Origin of the sequence: Streptomyces sp. NPDC088252 (genome assembly GCF_044740965.1) — a bacterium.
Taxonomy (GTDB): domain Bacteria; phylum Actinomycetota; class Actinomycetes; order Streptomycetales; family Streptomycetaceae; genus Streptomyces.
On sequence record NZ_JBIURS010000003.1, the window covers coordinates 523,388 to 535,932 of the forward strand.

Sequence of the window (12,545 nt, forward strand, 5' to 3'; positions counted from 1 at the left end):
CGGCACGAAAGAAGCAGTGATTCAGATGGCCAAGCGCATCGACGTCAGCGGTCTGTCCGCCTACTACGGCTCCCATCTCGCCATCGAGGACATCTCGATGACCGTGGAGCCCCGCTCCGTGACCGCCTTCATCGGCCCGTCCGGCTGCGGCAAGTCCACCTTCCTGCGCACCCTGAACCGCATGCACGAGGTCACCCCCGGTGGCCGCGTCGAGGGCAAGGTGCTGCTGGACGACGAGAACCTGTACGGGGCGAACGTCGACCCGGTCACCGTGCGCCGCACGGTCGGCATGGTCTTCCAGCGTCCGAACCCGTTCCCGACCATGTCGATCTTCGACAACGTCGCCGCGGGCCTCAAGCTGAACGGCTCTTACAAGAAGAACCAGCTGTCGGACATCGTCGAGAAGTCCCTGCGCGGCGCCAACCTCTGGAACGAGGTCAAGGACCGGCTGAACAAGCCCGGCTCGGGTCTCTCCGGCGGTCAGCAGCAGCGTCTGTGCATCGCCCGCGCGATCGCGGTCGAGCCGGACGTGCTGCTGATGGACGAGCCGTGCTCCGCCCTGGACCCGATCTCCACCCTTGCCATCGAGGACCTGATCGGCGAGCTGAAGGAGCGCTTCACGATCGTCATCGTGACGCACAACATGCAGCAGGCGGCCCGCGTCTCGGACCGCACGGCGTTCTTCAACCTCGCGGCGGTCGGCAAGCCCGGCAAGCTCATCGAGATCGACGAGACGGAACGCATCTTCTCCAACCCCTCCGTCCAGGCGACCGAGGACTACATCTCGGGCCGATTCGGATAACCGGCCTCGTCCCCAGAACTGCCTTGAGGTGCTGCATGGCGGTGCCACCGCAAGGCGAAGGGGCCGCCCCCGCTCCCTGCAGAGGGAGCGGGGGCGGCCCCCTTTCCGTATCAACGGATCAGGCCCGCCGAAAACCGCCGGGCAGCGCGGCCGCCGGATGCCCCGGTCGCCCCGCAGCCCCGTCAGCCGAAGAGCAGCAGCACGACGCCGTAACTGGCGGCGGCGACCAGCGCGGCGGCCGGCATCGTGATGAACCACCCCAGGATGATGTTCTTGGCCACCCCCCAGCGCACCGCGTTCACCCGCTTCGTGGCGCCCACACCCATGATCGCCGAGGTGATCACATGCGTCGTGGAGATCGGCGCGTGGAACAGGAACGCCGAGCCGAACATGATCGACGCACCCGTCGTCTCCGCGGCGAACCCCTGCGGCGGGTCCAGCTCGATGATCTTCCGGCCGAGCGTCCGCATGATGCGCCAGCCACCCGCGTAGGTGCCCAGCGAGAGCATCAGCGCGCAGACGAGCTTCACCCAGACCGGAATCGGGTCGCTCGGGCTCTCGACATCAGCGATGACCAGGGCCATCACGACGATGCCCATCGTCTTCTGCGCGTCCTGCAGACCATGGCCGAGCGCCATGCCCGCGGCCGAGACCGTCTGCGCTATCCGGAAACCACGCTTGGCCTTGTGCGGGTTGGTCTTCCGGAACATCCACATGATCGCGACCATCACCAGATAGCCGATGATCAGGCCGATGACCGGCGAGACGAACATCGGGATGATGACCTTGTCGAGCACCCCGTCCCAGTGCACCATCGTCCCGCCGGCGAGCGCCGCACCGACCATGCCGCCGAACAACGCGTGCGAGGACGAGGAGGGCAGCCCGAAATACCAGGTGATGAGGTTCCAGATGATCGCGCCGACGAGCGCGGCGAAGAGGATACCCATCCCCTTGTCGCCCTCGGGGGTCGCGATCAGCCCCTCACTGACGGTCTTGGCGACACCGCTGCCGAGGAATGCGCCGGCGAGATTCATCACCGCGGCCATCGCGAGCGCCGCGCGTGGTGTGAGCGCACGGGTGGAGACGGAGGTGGCGATGGCATTCGCCGAGTCGTGGAAGCCGTTCGTATACGTGAAGCCGAGCGCGACACCGATGGTCACGATCAGCGCAAAGGTGTCCACGTGGTTCAGGACTCCTTGACCGCGATGGTCTCCACCGTGTTGGCGACGTGCTCGAACGCGTCGGCCGCCTCTTCCAGTACGTCCACGATCTGCTTCAGCTTCAGCACCTCCATGGCGTCGTACTTGCCATTGAAGAGATGGGCGAGCAGTTTGCGGTGGATCTGGTCGGCCTGGTTCTCCAGGCGGTTGACCTCGATCCAGTACTCGGTGAGATTGTCCATGGTGCGCAGACCCGGCATCGCCTCGGCGGTCAGCTCGGCCGCCCGTGCCAGCACCTCGATCTGCTGCGCGACGCCCTTGGGGAGTTCCTCGACCTGGTACAGCACGACCAGGTCGACGGCCTCTTCCATGAAGTCCATGATGTCGTCGAGCGACGAAGCGAGGTTGTAAATGTCCTCACGGTCGAACGGCGTAATGAAAGAGGAGTTCAGCTGGTGGAAGATCGCGTGGGTGGCATCGTCCCCCGCGTGCTCCGCTGCCCGCATGCGCTCCGCGATCTCGACTCGGGAGGCAGAGTCCGCCCCGAGCAGTTCCATCAGGAGTTTCGAGCCCGTGACGATGTTGTCCGCGGATGCGGAGAACATGTCATAGAAGCTCGTCTCCCTGGGGGTCAGACGAAAGCGCACGTGGGGTCCTCGGGGTGCTTTGGATTCGGTCAGGCTGATGCTAGGCGCATCATCCGGCCACGGCTAACCGGCATTCTTCAGTGTCGCGCATCGAGCCCGGTGATCAGCACGGGCCCCCGGTCACGGTTCGGCAGAATTCGTTAGAATATACCCACCAGGGGTATATGAACGGCAGAGTAGAGGGAAAACGGGAGGCAGTAATGACCACCACCGAGGCCGCCGGGACCACCGACGCCGCGGCGACGGAACCGATCGCCGAGCCGGTCGTCACCGACCACGACCGGGGTATACACGGCTATCACCACCAGAAGGCCGAGCACCTCAAGCGGCTGCGCCGGATCGAGGGCCAGATCCGCGGCCTGCAGCGCATGGTCGACGAGGACGTCTACTGCATCGACATACTCACCCAGGTCTCGGCGTCCACGAAGGCGCTCCAGTCCTTCGCGCTCCAGCTGCTGGAGGAGCATCTTCGGCACTGCGTCGCCGACGCGGCGGTCAAGGGAGGCGAGGAGATCGACGCCAAGGTCGAGGAGGCCACGAAGGCCATCGCACGCCTGCTCCGCACCTGATGCGGGGCCCCGCGCTCACCCCCGGTGGTCGGCCTGCCGGGGGACGGTGTTCCGCTCGTTGATCACCCGGACGTTCAGCACCTCGTCGATACGGTCCGCGCTGAGCCGTTCCTCGATCGCGGCCGACGCGGCGATCATCAGTTCCCCGCAGAGATCGATCTCGGCGAGGGCCACATGGTCGGATACGGTCCGCGTGCCGAGCGTCACCACGTCACTCACCTCTCACTGCCTGGCCGACTTCCCAGCGTAGGGAGCGGACCACACACCGCGCATGGCACGGACGGACCATTTCGCGCCCGTCGGCATGCCTACGCCCCCGACCCCGTCCGTCCGTCGCCCGACTGTCGCTGCTCGATCTTCCCGGTGTAGATGTCGCGATCGTCCGGCAGCCGTACGGAGACCGGCACGCCGAATCCGGACAGCAGCGTCGTCGACACCACCTCCACCGCCGGCCCCTCGTTGGCGAAACTGAACCGGTGGCGCACCTTGCGCAGCCGTCCCTGTTCGTCCAGATACGCATCGAACGGCACCGCGTGCGTGCGGAACCCCTTCGCCGCCGCGGTCAGTGTCCCGCGCGATTGAGGCGAGGCCTCACGCGCCGCCCGGCCGATGTCCGAGGTCCCCCGGTAGTGCCGCACGGTCACCCCGGCGAGCACGGTCCTCCCCACGTACTCCACCTCCCGCGCCCCACGCAGCAGTTCGGCGGCGGCCATCGGATCGGTCACACCGCCGGTGACGAGATTGCCGTCCGCCAGAGTCGTCGTGTCGACCCTGACCCACTTGTCGGCGGGCACTCCGGCGCCGCGGTTCATCATGTAGAGCGCGCCGGGAGCCAGCAGTTCGACAATGGGACGGTGCTCGTCCTCACCGGCCGCGTCCTTGGGCAGCACAACCGTGAGCCGGCCCGTCCGGTTGCGGAAGTCGTACGTTCCCCGGCCCCTGATCGTCACCCGTGTCCCGCCCGCCGCGGTCTCCATGGACGTACGCACCTCGGCGCTTCCCGCGACGGACGGGGCCCCGGCCCGGGGAGCGGCCCCTCCGGTCACCGTCCCCGTTCCCGTCCCGGCCGACGTCCCCGCGAGCACCGCGGCCGCGCCGCGGACCGCGTCGAGGGAGTCGGCACCACCCCGTTCATCGGCCATGGCACGGTCACCGCCGCCACCACCGCCACCGCATCCGGCGGTCGCCGCCATCACGCCCATCAAGGCAAGGGCGCAGACAGCGCGCGCCCCGCCTCCGGACCTGTGCTGCTGCACCACCATCGCCTGCCAACCCCCAACGACGTACCGCTTGCCCGAGCCCCCCATCCGTTCCCCATAACGACGACCCGTGGCCGCCGTCACGCCGCTCCCCGACGACACACCGCCGGGTGGCCGTGCCCAGTACCGTGGACGGGTGTATGACCAACGCACCGACGAGGTCCCGAAGGCTCCCCCCACCCCCGCCTCCGACGGGCACGAGCCCATGACCGTGGAACGCGGCTCGTTCTGCACCGCCCGCTGCAGCTGCGGCTGGTCCGGGCCGGCCCGCCGCTCCCGGGACCGGGCCCGCACGGACGCCGCGGAACACCGAGCGGCACCCTGAACCTTTCCCCGACTCCCTTTCCCTGCTCGCTCCTGTCCTCTCCTTGTTCCTCTCCTGGGCCCCTCGCCCTCCCCCGGCCTCTCCCCCCACCGACCGGCCGTGAACGCCATGACCCGGAGGTCCGATGAACCTGCCGCCCTCGACCGACCGCCGCACCCTGCTCGCCGCAGGCGCCGCCGCGGTACTCACCGGCTTCACCGCCACCGCGTGCGACAACACGTCCGACACCGGCGGCGACCCCACAGGCGGTCCGCGCACCACGGGCGGCACCACACCCGGCTCACCGGCCTCATCGGTCCCGTCGAAGCCGTCCCCCTCCGGCCCGGCGAACTGGACCGCCCTGGCCAAGAGCCTCGACGGCCCTCTCATACGCCCCCAGGACGCGGCCTACCCGACGGCGCGTCAGCTGTACAACACCCGCTTCGACGGCCTGAAGCCGGCCGCCGTCGCCTATGTCAGGCACGACGCGGACATCCGCGAGTGCCTGGCCTTCGCCCGCCGCACCGACACCCCCGTGTCCATCCGCAGCGGCGGCCATTCCTACGCCGGCTGGTCGAGCGGGAACGGCCGCCTCGTCCTTGACGTCTCGTCACTGTCCCGCGTCGAGCGGAACGGCACGATCGGCGCGGGCGCCAAACTCGTCGACGTCTACCAGGGCCTCGCCCGGCACGGCCTGACGATCCCCGGCGGCTCCTGCCCCACCGTCGGCATCTCCGGCCTCACCCTCGGCGGCGGCCACGGCGTGGCATCCCGCGCATACGGCCTGACCTGCGACAGCCTCACCTCGGCGACCGTCGTCACAGCCGGCGGCAAGACCCTCACCGTAGACGCCGAGCACCACCCGGACCTCTTCTGGGCGCTGCGCGGCGCGGGCAACGGCAACTTCGGCGTGGTCACCGAGCTGAGGTTCCGTACCCGCCCGGTCCCGCAGACCGTCACCGCGTACATGTCCTGGCCCTGGTCGCGCGCCCGCTCCGTCGTCACCGCCTGGCAGGAGTGGGGACCGTCCCAGCCCGACGAGATCTGGTCCTCCGCCCATCTCGCCGCGGGGCCGGGCGGCGGCAATCCGAACGTCTCGGTGGCCGCGTTCAGCCTCGGCACGTACGGCGACCTGCAGAACGCCGTCGACCGCCTCGCCGACCGGATCGGCGCCCCGGCCTCCTCCGTCTCGCTGCGCCGCCGCAGTTACCAGGAGGCCATGCTGGTGTACGCGGGCTGCTCGGGCATCACCGACGCCCAGTGCCATCTGCCCGGCACGACGCCCGGCCGCACCACGCAGGGCACACTCCAGCGCGAGACGTACGCCGCCGCGTCCGACTTCTACGACCGCCCCCTCCCCGCGGCGGGCGTGAGCGCCCTGCTCGACCGGGCCGAGGCATTCACCCGGATTCCCGTGACCCAGGGCGGGGGCGGCGGCTCCATCGCGCTCACCGCGCTCGGCGGGGCCATCAACCGGGTCTCCCCACAGGCGACGGCCTTCGTCCACCGCGGCTCCCGCGTACTCGCCCAGTACATCGGTGCCTGGCGCCCCGGCACCGCGGGCGGCGCCCAGCAGGACTGGCTGAAAAACACCCACGCGGCCATGCGCCGGTACGCGTCCGGAGCGGCGTACCAGAACTACAGCGACCCGACGCTGACCGACTGGCGCCGGGCCTACTACGGTTCGGCGGCCGACCGGCTCACCGAGCTGAAGAAGCAGTACGACCCCGAGCGCCTCTTCGCCTTCCCGCAAGCTCTCTGACCTGCGGTCACGGGTGGCACGCCCCGCTGACGGACCCCCGATCACGGGCGGCGCGCCCGGTGACGACCTGTGGTCACGGGCGGCGCGCGCCGCCGGCGGACCTGCCGCCCCGCCGGAGCGCTACGCGGCCAGGTCCTTCTCGCCGCCGCCGCCCGAACCCGGCCGCGGCTCGGGGATCCCGAACGCCCCGGCCCGCCCGTCGGCTGCGGCCGACACCTGCGAACGCCGCGACCTGACGAGTCGTCCGAGCCGCTCCGAACGGGAGACCGCCGCCGCCAACGGGGTCAGCAGCATCATCGCCAGCGGGGCGAGCAGCAGGGCGACCGCCGTACCGAGTGCGAATCCGCCGATGACGTCGGTCGGGTAGTGGACGCCCATGTAGACCCGGCAGAAGCCTTCCAGCAGGGCGAGGCCGATCGCGGCGATGCCGAACTTCCGGTTGACCACGAAGAGCCCGACCGCCAGAGCCATCGCCATCGTGGCGTGGTCGCTCACGAAGGAGAAGTCGTTCTTCCCGTCCACCAGCACATCCAGTCCCGGGTGGTCCCGGAACGGGCGCTGCCGCCCCACGAAGCCGCGGATCGGAATGTTGATGAGCAGCGCGATCCCGGCAGCGAGCGGCGCCCAGACGATCCCGGCGACCGCCGTCACCGAATCATCGGCCGTGCCGCGCCGGCGCACACTCCACCAGCACCACAGGACCACCAGGACCATGCCGAGCATGATCCCGTACTCGCCGACGAACTCCATGACCCGGTCGAACCAGGTGGGAGCGGATTTCGCGAGCCCGTTGATGTCGTAGAGCAGGCTGACGTCGGGGTTCGACCCATCCACTGCGAGTCCAGCCATCTGCTGCGGCCCCTTGCCTTGTCTGCTGCCGCGGGGCACACTCCTGTGCACCGCTTTGACGAACCCCCGTGTCGGTTCGATCACTGCGTGGATCCCTGCCCGTGGATCGGTACGGCGTGGCCGCTCCGCTCGTGAGCGCTTCCCCGGTCGGCGCGGCATGGTCAGTGCAGCGCCGTCCCGGTCCGTCCGGTCCCCCCAGGGAACGACGTGCCCCGCGCGTGCGTTCCACTCTCCACCGAATGATCACCATGACGTTATCGAAGAGTGACTCATCGTCGCAGCTCAGGGCCCAGGCTTCACGGAGAGTTCCGGCCACCGCCGCCCTCGCGTCATGCCGCCGGACGGTCGGCCGGAAGGTCGGTCGGAAGGGCCGCCGCCCCGTCCTTGGTCACGCGCGTCGCGCCGAAGTAGTCGGGCGTGTCGATCTTGTCGAACCGGATCACGGCCCCGGTGTACGGCGCGTTGATCATGTATCCGCCGCCGACGTACAGCCCCACGTGATGAATGGCCCGCGAGTTGGTCAGATCGTCCGAGAAGAACACCAGGTCGCCGGGGAGCAGCTCGTCACGCGAAGGATGCGGACCGGCGTTGTACTGGTCGTTCGCCACCCGGGGCAGCTCGATGTCCACGGTGCGGTAGGCGGCCTGGGTCAGCCCCGAACAGTCGAAGCGCCCGCCCTGCTCCGGCGTGCCGTTGCCGCCCCACAGGTACTTCGTACCGAGCTTCTTCTGCGCGAAGTAGATGGCCCCCGCCGCCTGCTGCGAGGGCTGCACCCGTCCGACGGGCCGGGCGAAACTCTTCTCCAGGGACCGGATGATGGTGACGTAGTTCTGCGTCTCGGAGATGTTCGGAACCCCGCCCGAGCTGATCACCCGGTACGCGCCGGCGTTGTACGCGGCCAGCATGTTGTCCGTCTGGTCGCCCGGCACCTTCTTCACGTACCCGGCCAGTTCGCAGTCGTACGAGGCGGCGGACGGAATCGCGTCGGCCGGATCCCAGACGTCCCGCTTCCCGTCCCCGTTGCCGTCGATCCCGTGAGTGGCCCAGGTGCTCGGGATGAACTGGGCCATGCCCTGAGCGGCGGCGGGACTCTCGGCCCGGGGGTTCCACCCGCTCTCCTGGTACAACTGGGCCGCCAGGAGAGCCGGGTTGATGGCGGGGCAGAGGTTGCCCCACTTCTGAACCAATGGCTGGTACTTCGCCGGTACGGCCCCCTTCGCCAGCCCGACGGCTCCGCTGCTGCCGGAGCTGACGAGTCCGGCTGCAGCGGAGTACGTACCGACGACGAGCAGCGCCACGAAGCACATGGCCATCCCGACACCGATGCCACCGACCACCCAGAATTTCCGCACCCCTCAACCATCCCCCATCGGGGCGGGGTTCATGGGCGTTTTCGCGGGTGTGTACGAATCAACCGGGTCATCGGGGTCACCGACAGGCCGCTCCGGCTCACTGAGCGGCCATCAGGACGCTCCGGCCGACCAGTAGTCGGAGCGCACGTTGGGGCGCGGGAGGGGATAGACCCCCTCGTACGCCGGTCCGTTGGGCTTGGAGGCGGAATCGGCGACCTTCGACTCCTTCACACAGGGGCTGTCGGCCTCGAAGAACGCCTGTCCCCCGCCGCGGAAGCTCACGCTGATACCGAAACCGGCCTTCGTCTGCGCGTAGATCGCCGGGAACTCCTCGTCCTTGTTCTTGGCCTTGATCCGGTAGTCGCTCTCGCGCCAGAACTTCTCGACCTGGTCCAGGAAGCTCTGCCGGCGCTCGGCCGACACGACGGTCATCACGGTGCGCCTGCGCGTCACATCGCAGCTGCCGGTCGTCGTCGGTCCGTGCGCCCACTGCACCTCGGGGTCGATCGCCTTCAGTACGTCGTCGAGCATGCCGTCGGACCGTTCGGCGGCCTCCTGCATGTTCATGTTGCTCCCCTTGGTGCTCTTGGTGCTCTTCGTGGTCCCGGCGCTCGCGCTGCCGCTCGATTGCCCGCTGTCGTTGCCGCAGCCCGACAGCGCGAAGCCGAAAGCCAGGGCCACCGCGACGGTCTGGAACCTTCGCTTCATCGCTGTTCCTCCATCTTGAGCCTGTCGGAGTGTCCCGACACGATCAGAGCGATGCTGTCCGCCGACATAGCGTCTCGTACCGGATCGAAGTAGTTGGAGTGCGCGTCGAAACTCACCCCGCTGGTACTGATGAAGGGCTGGCCGGGGGCCACCGGGAATCGCTGGGCACCGAAGGCCTTGCTCGCCGGGTCCTTGCCGAACCAGAGGTCGTCGTCGCCCGGATCGGCCAGGTCTCCGGCGATGTACGCGCCGGCCGGACCGCCCAGGATCATCCCCACCGCGCCCACGACGACCTGTGTCTTGGACGGGAGCTTGGTCACCGGGTCGTTGGCAGCGGCTCCGACGAAGACGTGCCCGCTGCCGACGCCGAGGTCCACGGCGCGGTCCACGCCCACCCCCGGACTGCCGACGAGGATGATGTCGTCCACCCCCGGTATGCCGCCTTCGCGCTGCGTCGCGGCTCCCACGGTCCGGGAACCGTAGGAGTGCCCGATGGCCGTGATGTGCGGATCCTTGTTCTGGTTGGTGGCCACGATGCCGCCCATGAAGTCGTTGTAGGCCGCACCGCCCTTCTCCGCCCGTCCGGTGCCCGCGACCGCCAGGCTGTGCAGCCCGTCCGGCGTCTGCGGGGCGTCGTACCCGAGCCAGACGATCGCCGCGGTGGACGGGTCGTACCCCTGGGCACCGATCGCCGTGTCACGGGCCCGCTTGAGACCGCTCTTCGCGAACTCCTCGTCGAGGGAAGTGTTCAGCCCCGGCACGTAGGCCGACACGTTCTTCGAGGTGTCGGGGTTGCCGTAGGAGACGATGGCCCTCCCGTTGCCCTCGTCACTGATGCCGATGAGGTACATCGGCGGCTTGCTCCCCTCCTGAAGCTGCCGGTCGATCTCCAGCAACCCCGCCAGCTGCTTCTTCGACTTGGAGTCGGTCTTCCCCTCCAGCTTCGAGATCAGGTCCGGAAGGTTCTTCCGGTTGGCCGCGTCCCTGTCCGCCACCGGGATGCCGTCCAGATAGCCGATCTTGTCCGGTGAGAGTTCGAGGTACTGGTCGCGCTGTTGCTGCGTCAGCCCGTCCCACCACGACTTGCGCTGGGCAGCGGTGGCGTCGGTCGGGATACGGGCGTTGAGGTAGTCGCGCTCGGCGTCCCGCACCGCCGCCTCGACGCGCGACCCGGAGCCGGGCAGCCCGGCCACCGCGCCGCCGCCCCCACCGGATGCCTTGGTCATGTCCCAGGCGGCGGGGATGTACTGGCCCTTGTTCCACTTGTCGCTCGCGCCCCGGGCGGACTGGGCGTACTGGTCGGCGATGCCCTTGATGGTGTCGCCGGGGTGGATGACCGTGTCGACGGCTCCGCTGACGTCGCCCCACAGGCCGTCCTTGCCGATGACACCGGTGACGAAGTTGCCGTCGGAGGGGCGGGACGTGTTCGGCTTCGGGCTTTGTCTACCCGCGTCGACCTGCGAAGAAGAATCGCCGTTGGCCGAGCCGGTCGAGCCTGTGGAGCCGCCTGCACCGCCCGAGCCCTCCGTGCCGCCGGCACCGGATCCGGACCCACCGGACGCGGTGGACCCACCGGACGCGGAGTTACCGCCCGACGCGGCGTTCCCTCCTGACCCGGAATTCCCTCCCGTCGTCGTCGACCCGCCGGACCCCGTACCCCCGGTCACGGTCGAGCCCTCGGAGCCCGCACCACCGGCGGCATCGGATCCGCCGCCGGTCGAGCCGTCGCCGCCCTTGCCCTCGCCCTTGCCGGCCACCACCTCGACCTGGGGTGCCGGGCAGGCGCTTCCGGTCAGTTGGCAGATGGCGTTCCGGAGCTCGCCGGTGAGCTGGCCACCGATCCCGGTCGCCACCAGCCCGCCGATGAGGGCCACGACCACGAGGATCATGCCCAGGTACTCCATCGCGGTCTGACCGGCGTCCCGACGCCACTTGATCATCCGCGCGATGCTGAACGAGCGGTGCTCGGCGCGCTGTTCGGGGCTGAGCCCGAACCATTCACGAGAGCCGGGCCGCAGCAGCAGAACGACGACGACAACCGGCATCACCAGTTGCGCCACGCCCTGCCCACCGGTACTCCCGCCCAGCGTCGCCAGGGCGCCGAGGATGAGCCAAGCATGTACGGCGAGGAGCCCGCGCCAGATCCAGACGCCACCGGTACGCATGTACAGCGACAGCACGAACCCTGTGACCCCGGGCAGCGCCGCGTACAGCAACATGCCCAACAGCCGTCCGTCCACGGCGTCGACAGACGATGCCACGACCAACGCGTCGATCACACCAACGACGGTGACGACGAAGAGCAGTCGGACGAGAATCAGCACCGCCTGCAGAGGGCGCGACAACGACTGCCTGCCTGGACGGACCTCGGCGGCACTCGTGTCGGCACCACCTGGAACCGCTAATTCTCGTATGCCAGACACGGCGAATCTCCCAGCTTTGTGAGTGGGCGCAGCGACAGTTCCCCCGGTCTCTGTATGCGACCACACCAACACTGGGCGCGGCATGGGCCCCAGGGCCCAATGCAGGACTCAAAGTCCCAGGTGATCGGCCTATCTCTTTCCGCCACCGACCGGCTTGATATGGGTCATTGGTGGCGGAGACGTGACATCAGGGCGCCCCGGCGGACCAGAAGTCCGAGCGGACGTTGGGGCGGGGAAGGGGGTAGACGCCTTCGTACGCAGGGCCGTTGGGTGGCGTGGTTGGATCTTTCACCTCGGACTCATTCACGCAGGGGCTGTCCACCTCGAAGAAGGCTTGGCCTTTGCCACCGATACTGAGGCTGACACCAAAACCGTCCTTGGTTTGTGCGTAGATCGCCGGAAATTCAGCATCATTATTGATCGCCTTGATTCGATATTCGCTCTTCCGCCAGGACCGATCGATGAGACCCAGGAAGCTCCCCCTCCGCTCCTTCGACACAATAGTCATGACCGTGCGCCTTCGAGTCACATCGCAGCTACCAGTAGTTGTCTGACCATGAGCCCACTGAACTTCAGGCCGAATCTCTTCAAACACGGCATCCAGGATTTCATCAGAACGTTCCGCTGCATCTTGCATATCCATATCGAGCCGACCCACTCCAGACAGCGGCAGTCCGCCACTTAAACAACCAGACAATGCCATGTTCGCA

General features: G+C 68.5%; 13 protein-coding genes. 4 read left to right on the forward strand and 9 right to left on the reverse strand.

What is annotated here, in order from left to right:
- The first annotated feature begins 25 nt into the window (after positions 1–25).
- On the forward strand, positions 26–802 hold the full coding sequence (gene pstB, locus ACIOHC_RS09485; protein WP_351081949.1) for a phosphate ABC transporter ATP-binding protein PstB: 777 nt from the start codon (positions 26–28) through the stop codon (positions 800–802).
- A gap of 182 nt (positions 803–984) precedes the next feature.
- Here the strand turns inward: pstB and ACIOHC_RS09490 are convergent, their stop codons facing one another.
- Both ACIOHC_RS09490 and ACIOHC_RS09495 read right to left on the reverse strand, forming a co-directional pair.
- Complete coding sequence (locus tag ACIOHC_RS09490) at positions 985–1,983, reverse strand: inorganic phosphate transporter (RefSeq protein WP_351081951.1); 999 nt, start codon at positions 1,981–1,983, stop codon at positions 985–987.
- Between the two features lie 5 nt (positions 1,984–1,988).
- Positions 1,989–2,609: a DUF47 domain-containing protein gene (locus ACIOHC_RS09495; RefSeq protein WP_114245730.1), complete on the reverse strand. Its 621-nt coding sequence runs from the start codon at positions 2,607–2,609 to the stop codon at positions 1,989–1,991.
- Between the two features lie 200 nt (positions 2,610–2,809).
- Here ACIOHC_RS09495 and ACIOHC_RS09500 point away from each other — a divergent pair, with 200 nt between their 5' ends.
- Positions 2,810–3,178: a metal-sensitive transcriptional regulator gene (locus tag ACIOHC_RS09500; RefSeq protein ID WP_351081953.1), complete on the forward strand. Its 369-nt coding sequence runs from the start codon at positions 2,810–2,812 to the stop codon at positions 3,176–3,178.
- A gap of 15 nt (positions 3,179–3,193) precedes the next feature.
- On the opposite strand, the gene ACIOHC_RS09505 is transcribed toward ACIOHC_RS09500, so the two are convergent.
- Positions 3,194–3,388, reverse strand: coding sequence for a hypothetical protein (locus ACIOHC_RS09505; protein WP_351081997.1), 195 nt, complete (start codon positions 3,386–3,388; stop codon positions 3,194–3,196).
- A 98-nt stretch (positions 3,389–3,486) separates the two neighbouring features.
- On the reverse strand, positions 3,487–4,440 hold the full coding sequence (locus tag ACIOHC_RS09510; RefSeq protein WP_351081955.1) for a hypothetical protein: 954 nt from the start codon (positions 4,438–4,440) through the stop codon (positions 3,487–3,489).
- A gap of 133 nt (positions 4,441–4,573) precedes the next feature.
- Between ACIOHC_RS09510 and ACIOHC_RS09515 the strand changes: the two genes are divergently transcribed.
- Together ACIOHC_RS09515 and ACIOHC_RS09520 are read left to right on the forward strand one after the other, a co-directional pair.
- A complete protein-coding gene (locus ACIOHC_RS09515) occupies positions 4,574–4,762 on the forward strand; it encodes a hypothetical protein (RefSeq protein ID WP_351081956.1) in 189 nt (62 codons plus the stop codon).
- Between the two features lie 124 nt (positions 4,763–4,886).
- Positions 4,887–6,503, forward strand: coding sequence for an FAD-binding oxidoreductase (locus ACIOHC_RS09520; RefSeq protein WP_365692966.1), 1,617 nt, complete (start codon positions 4,887–4,889; stop codon positions 6,501–6,503).
- Positions 6,504–6,623: 120 nt separating this feature from the next.
- Here ACIOHC_RS09520 and ACIOHC_RS09525 read toward each other — a convergent pair whose 3' ends face one another.
- The 5 genes from ACIOHC_RS09525 to ACIOHC_RS09545 all read right to left on the reverse strand — a co-directional run bounded on the left by ACIOHC_RS09525 (position 6,624) and on the right by ACIOHC_RS09545 (position 12,538).
- The gene (locus ACIOHC_RS09525; RefSeq protein WP_351081960.1) at positions 6,624–7,352 is read right to left on the reverse strand and encodes a phosphatase PAP2 family protein; all 729 of its coding nucleotides are present in this window, start codon (positions 7,350–7,352) and stop codon (positions 6,624–6,626) included.
- A gap of 329 nt (positions 7,353–7,681) precedes the next feature.
- Complete coding sequence (locus ACIOHC_RS09530) at positions 7,682–8,704, reverse strand: bifunctional lytic transglycosylase/C40 family peptidase (protein WP_351081962.1); 1,023 nt, start codon at positions 8,702–8,704, stop codon at positions 7,682–7,684.
- Between the two features lie 111 nt (positions 8,705–8,815).
- Positions 8,816–9,412, reverse strand: coding sequence for a hypothetical protein (locus tag ACIOHC_RS09535; protein ID WP_351081964.1), 597 nt, complete (start codon positions 9,410–9,412; stop codon positions 8,816–8,818).
- The gene (locus tag ACIOHC_RS09540; RefSeq protein ID WP_401842154.1) at positions 9,409–11,736 is read right to left on the reverse strand and encodes an alpha/beta hydrolase; all 2,328 of its coding nucleotides are present in this window, start codon (positions 11,734–11,736) and stop codon (positions 9,409–9,411) included. Before ACIOHC_RS09540 ends, ACIOHC_RS09535 begins: the two co-directional genes overlap by 4 nt.
- A gap of 286 nt (positions 11,737–12,022) precedes the next feature.
- Entirely contained in the window at positions 12,023–12,538 is a 516-nt protein-coding gene (locus ACIOHC_RS09545; protein WP_401842197.1) for a hypothetical protein, read from the reverse strand.
- Positions 12,539–12,545 lie beyond the last annotated feature (7 nt).

Bases quoted from the DNA above. Each gene is read 5' to 3' on its own strand.
- pstB (WP_351081949.1), top strand. From the start codon at position 26: ATGGCCAAGCGCATCGACGTCAGCGGTCTGTCCGCCTACTACGGCTCC.
- ACIOHC_RS09535 (WP_351081964.1), bottom strand. From the start codon at position 9,412: ATGAAGCGAAGGTTCCAGACCGTCGCGGTGGCCCTGGCTTTCGGCTTC.
- ACIOHC_RS09500 (WP_351081953.1), top strand. From the start codon at position 2,810: ATGACCACCACCGAGGCCGCCGGGACCACCGACGCCGCGGCGACGGAA.
- ACIOHC_RS09545 (WP_401842197.1), bottom strand. From the start codon at position 12,538: ATGGCATTGTCTGGTTGTTTAAGTGGCGGACTGCCGCTGTCTGGAGTG.
- ACIOHC_RS09520 (WP_365692966.1), top strand. From the start codon at position 4,887: ATGAACCTGCCGCCCTCGACCGACCGCCGCACCCTGCTCGCCGCAGGC.
- ACIOHC_RS09510 (WP_351081955.1), bottom strand. From the start codon at position 4,440: ATGGTGGTGCAGCAGCACAGGTCCGGAGGCGGGGCGCGCGCTGTCTGC.
- ACIOHC_RS09525 (WP_351081960.1), bottom strand. From the start codon at position 7,352: ATGGCTGGACTCGCAGTGGATGGGTCGAACCCCGACGTCAGCCTGCTC.